The 16,832-nt window shown below is 41.5% G+C and carries 13 protein-coding genes; 6 read left to right on the top strand and 7 right to left on the bottom strand.

Annotated elements, in window-relative coordinates:
- The first annotated feature begins 1,236 nt into the window (after positions 1 to 1,236).
- Both G337_RS0110075 and G337_RS26000 read left to right on the top strand, forming a co-directional pair.
- On the top strand, positions 1,237 to 2,259 hold the full coding sequence (locus tag G337_RS0110075) for a porin (RefSeq protein WP_028863776.1): 1,023 nt from the start codon (positions 1,237 to 1,239) through the stop codon (positions 2,257 to 2,259).
- A gap of 74 nt (positions 2,260 to 2,333) precedes the next feature.
- Positions 2,334 to 3,356, top strand: a complete 1,023-nt coding sequence (locus G337_RS26000; RefSeq protein WP_051303135.1) for a glycerophosphodiester phosphodiesterase family protein — start codon at positions 2,334 to 2,336, stop codon at positions 3,354 to 3,356.
- A gap of 616 nt (positions 3,357 to 3,972) precedes the next feature.
- Here G337_RS26000 and G337_RS0110065 read toward each other — a convergent pair.
- On the bottom strand, positions 3,973 to 4,518 hold the full coding sequence (locus G337_RS0110065; RefSeq protein WP_028863775.1) for a sugar O-acetyltransferase: 546 nt from the start codon (positions 4,516 to 4,518) through the stop codon (positions 3,973 to 3,975).
- A 36-nt stretch (positions 4,519 to 4,554) separates the two neighbouring features.
- Positions 4,555 to 5,190 carry an HAD-IA family hydrolase gene (locus G337_RS25995; RefSeq protein WP_051303133.1) on the bottom strand — a complete coding sequence of 212 codons (636 nt, stop codon included), beginning with the start codon at positions 5,188 to 5,190 and terminating at the stop codon, positions 4,555 to 4,557.
- 142 nt (positions 5,191 to 5,332) lie between these two features.
- Here G337_RS25995 and G337_RS0110055 point away from each other — a divergent pair, with 142 nt between their 5' ends.
- The 4 genes from G337_RS0110055 (at position 5,333) to G337_RS0110040 (ending at position 12,268) form a co-directional block, all read left to right on the top strand.
- Positions 5,333 to 6,094, top strand: coding sequence for a DeoR/GlpR family DNA-binding transcription regulator (locus G337_RS0110055; RefSeq protein WP_028863774.1), 762 nt, complete (start codon positions 5,333 to 5,335; stop codon positions 6,092 to 6,094).
- 28 nt (positions 6,095 to 6,122) lie between these two features.
- Positions 6,123 to 6,560, top strand: coding sequence for a TetR family transcriptional regulator (locus tag G337_RS0110050; protein ID WP_028863773.1), 438 nt, complete (start codon positions 6,123 to 6,125; stop codon positions 6,558 to 6,560).
- A gap of 351 nt (positions 6,561 to 6,911) precedes the next feature.
- On the top strand, positions 6,912 to 11,378 hold the full coding sequence (locus tag G337_RS27675; protein ID WP_028863772.1) for a response regulator: 4,467 nt from the start codon (positions 6,912 to 6,914) through the stop codon (positions 11,376 to 11,378).
- Between the two features lie 2 nt (positions 11,379 to 11,380).
- A complete protein-coding gene (locus tag G337_RS0110040) occupies positions 11,381 to 12,268 on the top strand; it encodes a diguanylate cyclase (protein WP_028863771.1) in 888 nt (295 codons plus the stop codon).
- 56 nt (positions 12,269 to 12,324) lie between these two features.
- Here G337_RS0110040 and ychF read toward each other — a convergent pair whose 3' ends face one another.
- The 5 genes from ychF to ispE all read right to left on the bottom strand — a co-directional run bounded on the left by ychF (position 12,325) and on the right by ispE (position 16,825).
- Positions 12,325 to 13,416: a redox-regulated ATPase YchF gene (ychF, locus tag G337_RS0110035; RefSeq protein ID WP_028863770.1), complete on the bottom strand. Its 1,092-nt coding sequence runs from the start codon at positions 13,414 to 13,416 to the stop codon at positions 12,325 to 12,327.
- A 55-nt stretch (positions 13,417 to 13,471) separates the two neighbouring features.
- A complete protein-coding gene (pth, locus tag G337_RS0110030; protein ID WP_028863769.1) occupies positions 13,472 to 14,062 on the bottom strand; it encodes an aminoacyl-tRNA hydrolase in 591 nt (196 codons plus the stop codon).
- Positions 14,063 to 14,064: 2 nt separating this feature from the next.
- Positions 14,065 to 14,676 carry a 50S ribosomal protein L25/general stress protein Ctc gene (locus G337_RS0110025; protein ID WP_028863768.1) on the bottom strand — a complete coding sequence of 204 codons (612 nt, stop codon included), beginning with the start codon at positions 14,674 to 14,676 and terminating at the stop codon, positions 14,065 to 14,067.
- Positions 14,677 to 14,927: 251 nt separating this feature from the next.
- The gene (locus G337_RS0110020) at positions 14,928 to 15,875 is read right to left on the bottom strand and encodes a ribose-phosphate pyrophosphokinase (protein ID WP_028863767.1); all 948 of its coding nucleotides are present in this window, start codon (positions 15,873 to 15,875) and stop codon (positions 14,928 to 14,930) included.
- Positions 15,876 to 15,970: 95 nt separating this feature from the next.
- A complete protein-coding gene (gene ispE, locus G337_RS0110015) occupies positions 15,971 to 16,825 on the bottom strand; it encodes a 4-(cytidine 5'-diphospho)-2-C-methyl-D-erythritol kinase (RefSeq protein ID WP_028863766.1) in 855 nt (284 codons plus the stop codon).
- Positions 16,826 to 16,832 lie beyond the last annotated feature (7 nt).

Raw genomic sequence — 16,832 nt, 5'->3', positions numbered from 1 at the left:
CTTTTATTGTTGGAGTTCCGCCCTGACGGCGTATTACTTTTCTTTGTACAGCCAAAGAAAAGTAATCAAAAGAAAAGCTGCCCCGAACCATTTTTTGATCTTGCACTGCCCACCTGTTTTTAACGCACCAGTTCGGACCGCACATCCATGTGCGGAGCCGAACTTAGTGGAAACATCCTTGTTTCCACTTGCTAAAACAGATGTTCATCACAAGAAAAATGGACGGGGAACTCGCAGCCGTATTGATGTGGTTTATTTATCAAAAGGTTTGGATGTCCCCGCTTTCCCATAAATTAAAGCGTTGCTTCACAGAATTAATTTTCTTGCTGTGCAATAGGTTGGCCAAAGTGGCCGGCCATTTTGTATGAAAGACTTTTTTATACACAAATATTGAATGGAAATGTTTAGGGGCGTGGGGAGATCTGCCGGTATTGCATTAAGCTGCACATCAGCTAGAGAAAATTTAGTAAATGCAATGAAATAGGGCGCGGCAATGTTGATACCGTATTGAGTTGTAGCAGGCCTTCGCTTGTGAGCCTTTGGTGCAACTTTTATTGTTGAAGTTCCGCCCTTGACGGCGTGTAACTTTTGATTGCTAAAGTTTTTGATTCATCAAGAAAAATGCAAACGGACAGTAAGACGCTAGCCGGGATGGTTAGCTTGTATAGGCAAAAGGCAAGACGCGACCCCGTAGCCATATAGAAAAATCTAATTGCTCTACGAAACTGGACTTTTTCACATACCCCAATTTTCCTAATATTTTTTCAAGCATAATAATTTCAGTTCCAGTTATTCGCATTGCGAATTTCAATCCTGCCCAGGATTATATTTTCCGTTGTAACGCACGTTATTTTTCAACTATGTCGAGGTATGTTTTACCATCCACATAGTCAGTTTTTTTCAAAATTAATGTTAGTGTTGCATTGATCTTCAAAAGAAATCATTAATTCGGTTGATTCGTCTAAACCATTAATTTTGGCAAATTCTATTAGATCTTTAATTGTCATAATGACCTCTACACTTTCCGCAAGGAACAGGTTGTCAGCTATCTGTTGATTACTCTTCCCGGCCGCGAGATTCATTTCAATATTTATTATTACTCACAGTATTAAAAATATTAATAGACAGTATTAATTGATAAATAACATTAGAAACAATACTGTCCAAAAGCTTATTTTCACCTGCGAAACAACTATTGTTCTAATGAAATTAAAAAACTACTTGAGGATTCAGACCTTGAAAAAAAGTATTGCAGCAGTAATTATCTCTTCGTTTGCAAGTCTCTCTGCAAGCGCAGTAACAATTTATGATGAAGACGATTTATCTTTTAATTTAGGTGGGCGACTCGAAGGAAGAGCTGCCACTGAAGATGGCGAAATCATTGACTATTCTCGTGTTCGTCTGAACCTAACGGGTAAATGGGACTTCCATAATGATTGGTATGGTATTGGCTTCTTTGAGCATGAGTATAAAAGTGCAGGTGACGGAAGCGACCATGGCAATGTGAATGTTCGACACCTGATGTCTGGTGTGGGCAATGATAATTATGGTCGACTCGTATTTGGTAAAACAGACGGCTCTCTAGGCATACTAACTGACTTTACTGATATCCTTTTCTTCCACGGAAATGAGGCTGGTAAAAAACTACACGCTGGTGATCGTTCTGGTAACAACTTGGCGTACTTTGGCACGTTTGGAGAGAATGACAACCTTTTAATTAAAGCCAACTACGTGTTTGGTAATGGATTCCCTGATGATGTGAATGATGGTACGAGCGCGGGCGCAGTGCTTCAGGGAAGTGATGGTTATTCTTTATCAACAGTGTACAGTTTTGATAACGGAATCAAGGTTGGTCTAGGTTACGGTGAGCAAGGTCAAATTAACGCTACAACTCAAGAGGTTGAGCCGACAGCCACTCAACTTTTTGCTACAGCGTCATACATAGTTGGCGACCTTTACATAGCTGCGCTTTATCAAAACTCTGAAAACCACTACAAACTTGAGAACGGTGATTTTTCTAGCGATACAGTAGGTTATGAACTTACAGCTGCATACAACATAGACAAGTTTCGCCTAACAGCGACTCACAACTATGTTGAAGACAAAGCCGAAAATGAGACTCTTAACGACATGGTGGCATTAGAAGCCGCTTACTATTTCACGCCTAAATTCCGACCATACGTATCATACAAACATGAAATGTTGGATAACGAAGACAGCGAGAACCAAGTTGCTGCGGGTGTTAGATTCGACTTTTAATACCTAATGATTATCTACACCATACCCCTATCTAAGTGGTATGTTTTTTTAAACAGTACTTATGGAACTTAAAAATGAACAAAACGTTATTTAAAGCCTTAGCCGTTGGCATTCTAGCAGTCAGCTCAAATGTGATTGCTGGAGAGCGAGTCGACCAGATAATCGAAAGGCTGGAAAACGCAAATGACCATCGAGATCATGTCATGATTGTGGCGCACCGTGGGTTGTGGACTAAGAATGCAAAACCAGTCTATCCAGAAGGCTCTATCTATGCCATTGAAAAAACAATTGAGTTGGGTGTCGAGGCCGTCGAGCTTGATATTCGCATGACAAAAGATGGTGTCTTTGTTGTTATGCATGATGAAACACTAGACAGAACGACGAACTGTCATGGCGAAGTTACTGCTATCAATTACGATGACCTTAAGGAGTGTAAACTTGTTATCACCGATAACTTAGGAGAACAACGCACGCAAACGGAATACCGCGTTCCTGCTTTAGAGGAAGCCCTGAAAGCAATCGACGGAGAAATCTTAGTTAACCTAGACAATAAAGTAGGCGTGGAGTATTTTCCAGCGATGTTTGAGATGGCGAAAAAACTGGGTGTTGACCATCAAATCCTGGCAACCATTAACCAAAATGATGAAAGTCAAAGAAAAGAAGCTACTAACATGGTGTCTCAATTTGAGAGCACTAGTGTTCACTTCCTTACCAATATCTATGATTCTCATGCAGATCTAAATGATCTTCAGAACTCTCTGGCAGAATACAAACCCAACGCGGTACAGGTGCGAAATTATCATGAGCCCGATGGTCCACTGACAATGGACGGTGGTATTTTCCTCAGTTCAGAAGCACTAGAATTAGCGAACAAATACAATACTCACCTTTGGATAAATACTCTTTACACCTACCGTAAAGATGCCGGACTACGTTCTGGAGGCCGAGGTGATGAAATGGCTATCTATGCTAATTTACCTTCAGAAGTATATGGCTTTTGGGCAAGGAAAGGCATAACCATGATCCAAACTGATGAGCCAGAAATAGCGGCTAAATGGCTTGAAGAAAATGGATACAGGAAGCCATACAAGAAATAATTTCTGGTGGAAATTGTACTTCCCCTCTTTCGATTAACTGTAACCCTATTAACTCAGGTGCCAACCTGAGTTAACTTTTGAACTCTCTAGATAAATTATTTTATCTTGTGTTTTTCGCTTTAAGAAACTACTAAATGGTAATGGGGAAAATAAAGGACAGTCAGTGCGCCGAGATAAATCGGCGCCATTCGAATCAGATCTTTAATTCTGAATTTTTAAAAGACTAATTTTATTTTGATTCAATGTATTAGAATACCAAACCAATGTGGCTACGAAAATTTCCGTTTACGTTTTTCTTGATCAATCAATTCCTTTAGCAAGTGGAAACATGGAGCGAATTGAACGTCAGTTCAGGCTTATGAGCGGGCTGAGCTCTGCGTGCCCTTTGTTTCCACTAAGCTCGGCACGCACAGGGATGTGCGTTCCGAGCTGGTGCGTTAAAAAGGGATTTATTTAGCAAGATAAAAAACGTTCGGAACGGCACTTTTTGGTTACTTTTTCTTGCTGTTGAGAAAAAGTAACACGCCGTCAAGGGCGGAATACCAACAATGACAATTACAGCAAGTGCTCACAAGCGAAAGCTTACAAACAAGCTAAACCTCCAGCTGCCTGCTGCTTAATCCAAAGATTTAATAAATTTTGCCGGTGAACCGCCTACCATAGTATCTGGCGGTACGTCTCTTGTTACCACAGATCCTGCTGCGACAATGGATCTGGCGCCTATGGTGACTCCCTGACAGATAGCAACATTACCGCCTACCCAGACGTCATCTTCCACGATAATTGGTAAACACTGAAATTCCCAGTTGCGGCGTTTGCGGTGATCCAGCGGATGAGTAGGGGTGTAAAACTGTGTGCTAGGGCCGATTAATACATTGTTGCCGATGGTAATCGGTGCATTATCCAGCATGGTAACGCCCATATTAATATAGGTATCCCGGCCTACGGAGATGGTTTTTCCGTATTCACATAAAAACGGCGGACAGATAATGCTGTTGTTACCAAAGGATTTTAATAATTGTTTGAAATAGGGTTTGGCTTTAACAAACTGGCGTTGATTGATGCTCTGTAAAAGAGCAAATGCTTCATCTCGTAATTCATCAAACTCAGGTGCAAGGGCATCGAAATCCAGACCCTGCTGCATTTTTTCAAATTCGTTCATGGTTTAGTACCTTTTTAACCGGTTAATCGACGTAAATTATTTTACATACACTGCATTGTTATCCATATTGATCTGGATATCGGTCCAGTTAGTAAATGTTTTTAAAGTACCGTTTATCTGCTCACAGTGTCCCGCATGCATAATCTGGGCAACCGGCATACCGGCATTTATGCCGCTTTCAATGCCGGCTTGTGCATCTTCAAAGACTAAACAATTCTGAGGCTCTATATCCAGCCACTGTGCGCCTTTTAAATAGGGGGCCGGATCCGGCTTACTCTGCAGTACATCATCAGCAGTTACCAGAATATGCGGCACTGGCAGTCCGGCTGCTTTTAATTTTGTTAAGGCGACACGCTTTGAACTCATGGTGACGATTCCCCAGGGCACTTCTCCTAAATTTTCCAGCATCTGCTTCGCACCGGGAACAGCAATTACATTATGAGATAACTTTTCTTCATCAATCAGCAGCTGCGTAATTTCACTTTTAATATCTAAATGCGGTGCATATTTTGCGATGATTACCTTACCGTGTGTACCGTGCATTTCAGCAAAAATCGGTGCAGCATCAATTTTATGTTTATCGGCCCACGCTTTCCATAATGTTTCAACCGCCATTGTGGTATCTACTAAGGTACCGTCTAAATCAAATAACAATGCTTTTGTAACTAACATATTCACCTCCAACCCAAATCGGGCATAAACAAGCAAGAAATAACGTAGGAAAGCGCATTTTCGCGCATCAATAAGCGCATTAAAACCTAGATCTTCGTGCAAAATCAAGTAAAATTATGAAAAAAAGCGCAAAAGGCCAAAAATGTTACAGCAAGAAAGACATAACAAAATATTAGATCTGCTTAGCCAGTTAGGCAGGGTTTATGCAACAGAGCTGAGTGTGACTCTGCAGGTCTCTGAAGATACGATCCGCCGTGACCTTAAACAGCTCGACGATGCAAAACTGCTGCGCCGCGTACACGGCGGGGCGCTGCCGCTGCAGCAGGAGTTTGATGAGTATCGCGAACGTCATGAAGAAGTGGATCCGCTAAAAAAGCGGGTGGCATTAGCTGCGATTCCATTTATTAAAGAAAACCAGACAATACTGCTGGACTCGGGTACCACCTGTCTGCAGCTGGCGATGAATTTACCCACACACTTTAATTTTACCGTGGTAACACCCAGCCCGTTAGTTGCCACCAAACTGATCCACCATAATAATATTGAGCTGATTTTATTAGGCGGAAAAATATTTAAACCTGCGGTAATGGCACTAGGCGCAACCACCAATGCAATGCTTCGGAAAATTCATTTTGATGCGTGTTTTTTAGGTATCTGCGCCCTGCACCCGAATAAAGGTTTAAGTATTAATAATCTTGATGAGGCGGAAACATTAGCCACTATTATCGAGCAGTCAGAACAGGTTATTGCCTTAGGGTCATCGTTAAAACTCGGTAAGATGGCTACGCATAAAGTATGCGACAGCAATAAGCTGGATCTGCTGGTTACGGATTCAAACTCGGATCAGCATATTTTAAATTTATTAAAAGAAAAAGGTCTGCAGATTGAAATTTGTGCGGATTAAAAGCTGTTTTTGAAGGTATAAGGAAACAATGGCTAAAAATTCTCAACAAGATGCTCGGCTCACTGAACAGCGGATTCACCAGGCGATCATTGATATATTTATGGAGCAGGGCTGGCAGGCGGTAACCTATGGCTCGCTGGCAAAGCATACTGGTTTATCCCGCGGCGGTGTGCAGCGTATCGTTCCCAGCAAAGAAGCGATGTTAAATGCTTTTCAGGGACAAATATTTCAGTTTGTTACGGGAAAATTAGATTTTACAACATCGGCTGCGCTGTTCAAAAGCTGGAATGAGTCGCTTGATAACCCGCAGTTTAGGCACTGCATAAAATATTTAATTACCGCAGTTAATGCCGACAGCGGCGGTAAACAAAAAGCAAAAACAGGATTAGATAAGCTGGCGGAGATGGCCGGCAGAGAGAATATGCACAGCTTATTAGGTATTGCCGTTTACCGCTTGTTAGAATAATTACGTTCTGCATTAGGCCTTGCAGTTTATCAATTATTAGAATAATTACGCTCTGTATTAGGCTTTGCTGTTTATCAATTATTAGAATAATTCCCTCTCAATATTACGGCATTATCTGTTTTTTGCGGTAGTGCATAAGAGCTGTCACATTTATTAAACTGAAATATTTTAAAAGATAAATCAGTTACCTAGCTCCAATGTAAAAGATAAATAATCGACTAAACTTGTTTTGTTATCATTACAACTGGAATGCTTATGATAAAAATATCCGCTTTGGCACCTGCGTCAGTCGAGCACGTTGCATCAGGTTTTTCGTTTTTCTCCTGCTGTTTACTCTGGCCGGAATGAATTATGCCGAAAGACAATACTGAAACGGTTAAAAATAAACCGAAACGGCATTCAATATTTCGAGATCTGATTTTCTGGTTTTTATTACTGTCTCTGCTGCCTCTAAGCCTGACTTCCTGGCTGAATTACCAGAAGGCGCGAAACAGTTTAGTTGCGGCCGCTGAGCATCAGTTAATTCAGGACTCCGTTGCAACCCGTGAATTCATCTCCAACTGGTTTGATTATCGATTAATGGATATTAACAACCAGGCCACTTTATCCGTTAATGCGGCATTTTTACAGCGTTTAAGTTATGGATGGTTCCGCAGTGAGCTGCCGTTATCTGAATATATAAAAAGTTATGACTGGCAGTTTCGTACTGATGTGTCACAGGACAGCCTGATTAATTTCAGCAGTCAGTATGACTATATTCATGATCTTTTTTTAATTGATACACAGGGTAATATTCTGTTCTCTGCCAAAAGAGAAAGTGATCTGGGAGTGAACCTGAAGTCCCCAGAATTCAGGAATACAAAATTTTCAAAATCAGTCTTCAGCACAATTGCATCACAGCAGGTCACATTTTCAGACCTTGAACGTTACGCTCCTTCAAATAATCAGTTAGCCGCTTTTCTAAGCGCCCCGTTATTCGACGACGAGGGGATGATGCTTGGTGTTATTACCATGCAGCTGCATCTGGACCGCATTTTTGCACGCATGATACATCAGGATGATCAACACTCTTCTATGATACATTACCTGGTTGCGCAGGATGCTCTGCTGCGCTCCCCGATATCGGAGGATTTTAAAACAGTATTAACCACAAAAATTGCCAGTGAGCAGTTTTTACTATGGATGAGTGAGCATAAGGGGGATAAAAAAGAGACTCATAATGAAATGATTTTTGAATATTTGGGGCCTTTTGGAAAAAAAGTTTTTGGTGTTCATAACTTAATTTCAATTTTAGATGTGAAATGGGCATTAATCAGCGAGATAAACAGCGAGGAAATATTTGTCAGCAGTAATGATATAGCAAAAACATTTTTCTATATTTTATTGTTGACCATAGTGCTGATAGTCATCATCTCAATTATTCAGGTAAAAAGAATTACCGATCCGATTCAAATCTTAGTAAGAGCAAGCTTAAATATTGCTCAGGGTAAAACAGACCAGCATGTTGAAGTCAGCACCAATAACGAAATAGGGCAGCTTGCCGATGCATTTAATGAAATGGTGCGCAAACGAAATCAAACTGAGCTGGAAATTAAAAATAACAATGTAAAATTACAAGATGCGTTAAGTGAATTATCCAGTCAGCAGTATGCATTAGATCAGCATGCCATTGTCGCGATAACAGATATCAAAGGTACCATCACGTTTGTAAATGATAAATTTTGTGAAATCAGCGGTTATAACCATGACCAGCTAATTGATCAAAACCATAGAATTTTAAATTCAGGTATCCATCAGCAGTCATTTTTTAAAGAGATGTATCAAACAATTAAAGCGGGTAAAGTCTGGAATGGAGATATTTGTAATAGAAAGAAATCCGGAGAATTGTACTGGGTTAATACAACTATAGTACCCTTTAAAGATCAAAACGGACGCCCGCAGAGTTATGTTGCTATTAGAACCGATATTACTGAACAAAAAGCAGCCGAACGCCAGCAGGCTAATAATCTCAAAACGGCCGCTGTAAAACTGGATATTACAAAATCTCTTTCTGCACACACCGCATTTTCAAATCGTTTGTTCGATGCATTAGGTTACTCTCTTGAACTGCCTGATTTCGGCTTTAATAATAAAGCCTGTATTTATATTTATGATGAACAAGCTGCAGAGTTTATCTTGTCGAGTCGGATTGGTGATTTTGCTGCTGATGATGCTGATAAAAAAGCTGTTTTAGACTTATGTCAGAGCTGCATTAATAGTGAAACGCTCCAGGTTATTGAACAATGTGATGAAACCTGCTGTGCAGAGGAGCATCCGCACGGCCATTATATATTACCTTTAAAAAACAATCTTAGTAATGATGATTCCGATGAACATCCGCTGGTCGGAATTTTACTCTTATTTACACAGAAAAATGTAAAATTAAACGTGCAGCAGGAAAATATTCTGCATGATCTGTCGGATATTTTCAGCACTGCGGTTATTCGCGAAAAAGCCAGTAAGCAGCTTAGAGAAGCGACTATAACTGCACAGCAGAACAGTCAGTTGAAGGGGGACTTTTTAGCCAGCATGAGCCATGAGATTCGAACGCCGATGAACGGTGTACTGGGCATGCTGGGGCTGCTGCTTAACAGTAAGCTGAATGAAGATCAGCTGCATAAAGCGTCACTGGCTAAATCCAGCGCTGAATCACTGCTGGTGCTGATCAATGACATTTTAGATTTCTCCAAAGTTGAAGCGGGTAAAATGGAGTTAGATATTATCAATTTCAACCTGCGTGAAATGTTCGGCGAATTATCAGAGGCGATGGCGCTGCATGCGCAGGAAAAAGGGGTTGAAATTATATTAGATTTAACCCGTGTGGATCACTCTATGGTAAAAGGTGATCCGGGACGCTTACGTCAGATTCTGACCAATTTAATCAGCAATGCGGTGAAATTTACCGATCAGGGGGAAATCAGAATTACTGCCGCCACGCACAATAGTCAGGAAGAAATTATTGATTTCAGCTGTTCAGTGGAAGATTCTGGAATAGGTATTCCGCAGGATAAAATTTCTACTTTGTTTGAGATTTTCACCCAGGTAGATACATCGACCACTAGAAAGTACGGCGGTACTGGATTAGGTCTGGCAATCTGTCATAAGTTATGTTCTTTAATGGGGGGCGAAATTCATGCTCAAAGTGAAACAGATAAAGGAAGTACTTTTACTTTTACAGCAAAGCTGCAGGTTAGTCACCAGTCTCAGAAAGTACTGCCGCGTGTTGATATCAGCAAACTGCAGCTGCTGATTGTTGATGATAATGCCACTAACAGAGAAGTTTTAAGAGGTCAGCTGGAGCACTGGGGGGCTGCTGTTAGTGAAGCTGAAGACGGCAGGCAGGCGCTGCAGATATGTACAGACAGGCTGGCAGATAATAAGGATATTTTTGACGTTGCATTTTTAGATATGCAGATGCCGGAAATGGACGGTGCGCAGCTGGGGCAGCTGCTGCGCAGCAATAGTGAGCTTAATGAAATGAAGCTGGTGATGATGACGTCAATTGCTTCGCAGAATGAAACGCAGTTTTTTGCAGATCTTGGTTTTGATGCATATTTTCCTAAACCGGCAACAACCTCGGATCTGTTTGATGCATTAAATGTTGTTGTTGATAACGGCGAGGCATTGAAGCAGGCATCACCTTTGGTCACTCATGATTATTTAAGAAGCTTAGCTCATACAAATAATGCGCCTGAGCGCCGGGAAGCCGACAAGTCCTTAATAAAAATATTATTAGTTGAAGATAATAAAGTTAATCAGCTGGTGGCACTGGGAATTTTAGAAGAGCTTGGTTTTAGTGCTGATGTTGCTGAAAATGGTCAGCAGGCTTTATCAACTCTACAGGTTTCATTAAAAAGCAGAGTCTATCAACTGATCTTTATGGACTGTCAGATGCCCGTGATGGACGGTTATGAGGCAACAAAAGCAATTCGTAAGGGCGAAGCCGGTCAAGCCTATATCGATATACCTATTATTGCCATGACCGCTAATGCGATGACCGGTGACCGGGATAAATGTTTAGATTCAGGTATGGATGATTATATCTGCAAACCGATTGATCCTAAGTTACTTGAAACTAAGTTAGCTCACTGGCTGGCTGGTGCCGCCGGTTATATTGTTAACACTAAGCAGCAGGCTGCAGAGCTGCAGACGAGTTTATTGTGCTGGGATAAAGCAGATGCCCTGCACCGGGTATTAAATAAAGAGCAGTTACTGATAACCCTGGTTAAAACCTTTATTGATGAAATACCTTGTAAAATTGATGAGTTAAGCGATGCGGTTAGTGATCATGATCAGCATCAGGTTCGAGTTTTAGCACATACGATTAAAGGTGTTTCTGCTAATTTAAGTGCACTGGCATTAGCATTTTATTGTTCTGAATTAGAGAAAGCAGCTGAAATGAATAACCCGGAGCCCTTTACCAAGGCTTTTAGTTTTGTGAAGCAAAGCTATACTGAATTAACAGCTGAATTCAGCGTTTATTTACAAGCTGTCGATAATAAGCCCGAACAGGAAGTGGTTGTTAAAGCGGCTCTAACTGAAGAAAAGATGCTTAATCTTCTAGAGCAGTTAGCTGTTCGTCTGCAGCAGAATGATTACATCGAAAGCGAGGAAGTATCACCGTTAATTGAAAGCTGCCTTGCGGCGGATATGAAAGAAAAATTTATTAATCTGCAAGAGTTGATTACATTGTTTGATTTAGCGAATGCCTCCAGATTAGTTGAACAGATAATTGACGAAATTTATAAGCTTCCCCATTCTTTACCGCAAGAGGATTGATAATGTCAGATAAAGCTCTGGTTTTAATTGTTGATGATTCGGCGACCAATCTGCAGGTGCTGGCTGCTTGTGTGAAAGGTTATCATCAGCTGAAAGTGGCAACCGATGGGGAAAAATGCCTGCAGATTGCCCGTCAAACCCCGCAGCCGGACCTTATTTTATTAGATGTGGAAATGCCGGGTATGAACGGTTATGAAGTCTGTAAGCGTCTTAAAGCGGATCCTGAAACGGAAGCTATTCCGGTTATTTTTATAACCGGTCTGCAGGGAGATAAAGATGAGGAGCTCGGTCTTAAATTAGGCGCCGTTGATTACATCACTAAACCCATTCGACCTGCTATTGTTATTGCTCGTGTTAATACTCATATTACACTGAAACTGCAGCGTGATAAGCTCAATCAGATTGCTTTTAATGACCAGTTAACGGGATTATATAATCGTCATTTTCTGTTTGAAGCCGCCGCCAGAAAAGTATCCCGAGCGTTAAGGCATAGCTATGAATTATGGCTGCTGATGATCGATATTGACCACTTTAAAATGATAAATGACACCTACGGCCACCCGATGGGGGATCAGATATTGAAGCAGGTTGCTGATGTGCTGGCGGTTGATAATCGTGCTGAAGATCTTGCCGCTCGATTCGGCGGAGAAGAGTTTGTGGTTATATTTGATCCCTGTGAAGATCAGGATGCTTTAAATAAAGCGCAGCGGATTCTGCGTAAAATCGAGCAGCTTAAACCGCAAGGCATTAAAGTGACTGTGAGTATCGGCATGGCTAAATTAAAAGCCGAGGATGTTGACTTCGAAAGATTATTAAAACGTGCCGATGATGCATTATATAAAGCTAAACAGGGCGGCAGGAACCGTATTGAGCTGGCCTCCTTTCCTTAAAAAGTGACAATAAAAAAAGGCAGCCGAAGCTGCCTTTACTGCGTTTAATTTGTTAATTAAACATTAAAACGGAAGTGAATGACATCGCCGTCTTTAGTAATGTAGTTTTTACCTTCTAAGCGCCATTTACCCGCTTCTTTTGCACCAGCTTCACCATTGAATTCAATGAAATCATCAAAACCAACGATTTCTGCACGGATAAAGCCGCGTTCAAAATCGGTATGAATTTTACCTGCCGCCTGCGGGGCAGTGGCGCCGACTTCTACAGTCCAGGCGCGTACTTCTTTAACGCCGGCTGTAAAGTAAGTTTGTAAATGCAGTAATTCGTAACCGCTGTAGATTACGCGGTTTAAGCCGGGCTCTTCCTGACCGATACCTTCTAAGAACTCTTTTTTGTCTTCTTCATCAAGCTCTGCAATTTCAGATTCAATAGCGGCACAAACCGGTACTACAACAGAACCTTCTTTCGCTGCAATTTCACGAACTTGATCTAAATATTCATTGTCTTCAAAACCGTCTTCACTAACGTTAGCAATGTACATGGTTGGTTTAGAGGTTAAGAAGTTTAAGTAAGCAACCGCCGCTTTCTCTTCTTTGCTCAACTCAAGGCCGCGTACCATACCGTCAGCTTCAAGATGTGCTTTAATTTTTTCCAGAACCGGCATTTCAAATTTAGCGTCTTTATCGCCGCCTTTTGCTTTTTTAGCAACACGTAAAATACTGCGCTCACAGCTTTCTAAGTCAGCAAGTGCCAGTTCGGTATTGATAATATCAATATCTTCCTGAGGGTGGATTTTACCTGCTACGTGAACGATATTCTCGTCCTGGAAACAACGAACAACATGACCGATTGCGTCTGTTTCACGAATATTAGCTAAGAATTTGTTACCCAGGCCTTCACCTTTAGAAGCACCTTCAACTAAACCTGCAATATCAACGAATTCCATTGTTGTAGGCAATACGCGCTGCGGGTTTACAATTGCAGCTAACTGATCAAGACGAGGATCAGGAACAGGCACGATACCTGTATTAGGTTCAATCGTACAAAATGGAAAGTTAGCAGCTTCAATGCCCGCTTTTGTTAACGCGTTAAATAATGTTGATTTACCTACATTTGGTAAACCTACGATGCCACATTTGAAACCCATGATTAATATCCTATTTTGTTAGTTGTGTTAATTGATAGATAGTTTTAAGAGAATATTATTCAGCTTTAAAACTATGTAAGCGGTTCATCGCTTTTTCTAAGCCGTCCAGCCCCAGTATATGGGTACAGCGTGCCGCTTCATCAATACTTTGGTCAATCAGGTTTTGTTCGCTGCCTGGTGCTTTGCCAAGTACAAAACCACTGACTCTATTACGGTCACCAGGGTGACCAATACCGATACGCAGACGGTAAAAATTCTTATTGTTGCCGAGTTTAGAGATAATATCTTTTAAGCCGTTATGTCCGCCGTGTCCGCCGCCTAACTTAAACTTCGCAATACCGGGAGGCAGATCCAGTTCATCATGTGCGACAAGAATCTCTTCGGGTTTAATGCGGTAAAAATTCGCCATAGCAGCCACTGATTTTCCGCTAAGGTTCATAAAGGTCGTTGGTACAAGAAGGCGCAGATCGTTACCCGCAAATTTAATACGTCCGGTAAGGCCGTAAAATTTTGCTTCTGCTTTAAGCTGGATATTTTCTTGAGAGGCGAGCTGGTTTAAATACCATTGCCCGGCATTATGTCTGGTTTGCGCATATTCGGGGCCTGGATTAGCCAGGCCCACAAGCAGTTTAATCGTAGTTGACACGATTATTCAGCAGCTGCTTCTTCTGTTTCTGCTACAGCAGCTTTCTTAGATAGTGTGATTGAAACTAATGGAAGGTCATGTGAAGCACCTTTGATTAGTTCAACTGATTCAACACCAGTAGGAAGAGCTAGGTCAGAGATATGTACTGTCGCGCCGATTTCCATTTTGCTGATATCAACTTCAAGGAATGCAGGCAGATCAGCAGGCAGACAAGTAACTTCAACTTCGTTAGCAAGGTGAGAAACTACACCGCCGTTTTTAACTGCTTCTGAACTGTCTTCGTTGATGAAGTGCAGAGGAACAGTTGTGTGAAGTTTTTGAGATGCATCAACACGTAAAAGGTCTAAATGCTGGATACGCTCTTTGAATGCGTGACGCTGGATATCTTTAAGCAGTACCTGCTCTGCAACACCATCGATTTCAAGATCTAAAATTGAAGAGTAAAATGCTTCTACACTTTCAACTTTAAGTAGTTCTTTATGTTCAAAAGTAACTGATACAGGCTCTTTAGCTGCACCGTAAACGATTGCTGGTACTAGATCTGCGTGACGAAGGCGGCGGCTCGCACCTTTCCCTAGGTCTGTACGAGATGTTGCGATTAATTTAATAGACATGGTGTAACTCCAATAACGAGGATACTTTTAAAAGTTCCTCAAATTTAAAATAGATTTTATCTTGCGACCAGATAAAACCGCCTTATCAGTCTCATGTGAATGAGGCAGATAAAAAAGGCGCGCTATAGTAACGTAGGGAAAGAATTTTGTACAACATTAAAATAGATTTAGGCAATAAAAAAACGCTTAACTGTGAAAACAATTAAGCGTTTTTATTGAAAAGCAGATTAAACTAAATTAAGCGCTTTTAATTAGTAGTGAAACATTGCCGAGATTGACTCTTCGTTGCTTACGCGGCGAATCGCTTCTGCAAGCATGCCGCTTAGTGTTAACTGTTTAACTTTACCAGTATTAATAAGCGCTTCAGAAAGCGGAATTGAATCGGTAACAATGAATTCATCAATGACAGAGTTTTTGATGTTTTCAACCGCTGAACCAGAGAATACAGCGTGTGTTGCATAAGCATAAACAGATAATGCGCCGCGCTCTTTAAGAGCCGCCGCCGCCTGGCATAATGTGCCGCCGGTATCAATCATGTCATCAACGATAATACAGTTACGGCCTTCTACTTCACCAATCAGGTGCATAACTTGTGCTACGTTTGCTTTCGGACGACGTTTGTCGATGATTGCAAGATCGGCGTCATCTAATAATTTAGCGTGTGCACGAGCACGTACAACACCGCCGATATCAGGAGAAACGATCATTGGATTTTCAAGTTTTCTTTCTAACATATCTTCAAGAAGCACTGAGCTGCCGAATACGTTATCGACAGGAACGTCGAAGAAACCCTGAATTTGTTCTGCATGCAGGTCAACCGTTAATACACGGTCTACGCCGACGTTCGATAAGAAATCAGCAACAACTTTTGCTGTAATAGGAACACGGCTGGATCGTACACGACGATCTTGACGAGCATAACCAAAGTAAGGAATAACCGCAGTAATACGGCCTGCTGATGCACGACGAAGCGCATCAATCATTACGATTAATTCCATTAAGTTATCATTTGTTGGTGCACAAGTGGATTGCACGATGAAAATATCATCGCCACGTACATTTTCGTTAATTTGTACGTGAATCTCTCCATCACTAAAGCGTCCAACTTCTGCGCTTCCTAGTTTAATGAAAAGTCGATCAGCAATTTTTTGGGCTAAATCGGGTGTCGCGTTACCAGCAAATAGTTTCATATTTGGCACTGTGAGGACCTCTGTCATCCTGATGGGTTACGTTAAAAAGCAACATGCTAATTAACATTTGTTACTGATTATTAAAGATAATCAGTAAATAAGTTTTATTTCAGTGTGGATAATAACTGCCTAAGGGGCGAATTATTCAAGCCCTGCGCGGTGAAAGCATTTAGCCATGCAGGAGTTTTCTCCAACAAAACTTGGGCGTCTGGTAAACTGTCAAATGTGCTGAAAACACACGCTCCAGTCCCGGTCAGCCGAGTCGGGGCGTATTCTATCAACCAGTCTATTATTTTGGCAACCTCCGGGTAGTTATTTTTCACACAGGGCTGGCAGTCATTTGACCATTTTTGATTCATTAATGCTGTATGATCCCGCTTAGCTGTACTGCGGATTAACTGCGCGTCGCCAAAGACCGCCGGTGTGGAAATAAAACAGTCTGGAACGGCAACTAGGTAGCTGTTTTCAATGGGATTTACTGTGCTAAGTTGTTCGCCGACCCCCTCTGCAAGGGCCGCTTTTCCGTGTACAAAAATCGGCACGTCTGCGCCCAGCTCAAGACCGATATCAGCCAGCTTCTGTTCGCTCAGGTTGATGTTCCAGTGATAATTTAATGCGACTAAGGTCGTGGCTGCATCTGAAGAGCCGCCGCCTAAGCCCCCCCCCATAGGTAAATTTTTCTGCAAATGAATATCTGCGCCGTTATCTGCAGAGCTGTGTGCTTTTAAAAGCACGGCAGCTTTGTAAATCAGATTGTCTTTTATATCTAAACCTGCAATTTCCGGAGTGATATTGATTTTTCCGGACTGATTAGGGGTGATGGTTAGATAATCACATTTGTCGATAAACTGAAATAGAGTCTGTAGTTCATGATATCCATCTTGCCTCTGGCCGTTTATATATAAAAACAGGTTGAGTTTAGCCGGTGCCGGCCAGCGGATTGTATCGGTATGTATCATGTTTTAT

Origin of the sequence: Psychromonas aquimarina ATCC BAA-1526 (genome assembly GCF_000428725.1) — a bacterium.
GTDB lineage: Bacteria > Pseudomonadota > Gammaproteobacteria > Enterobacterales > Psychromonadaceae > Psychromonas > Psychromonas aquimarina.
This window is presented reverse-complemented; position numbering and strand designations above follow the sequence as displayed.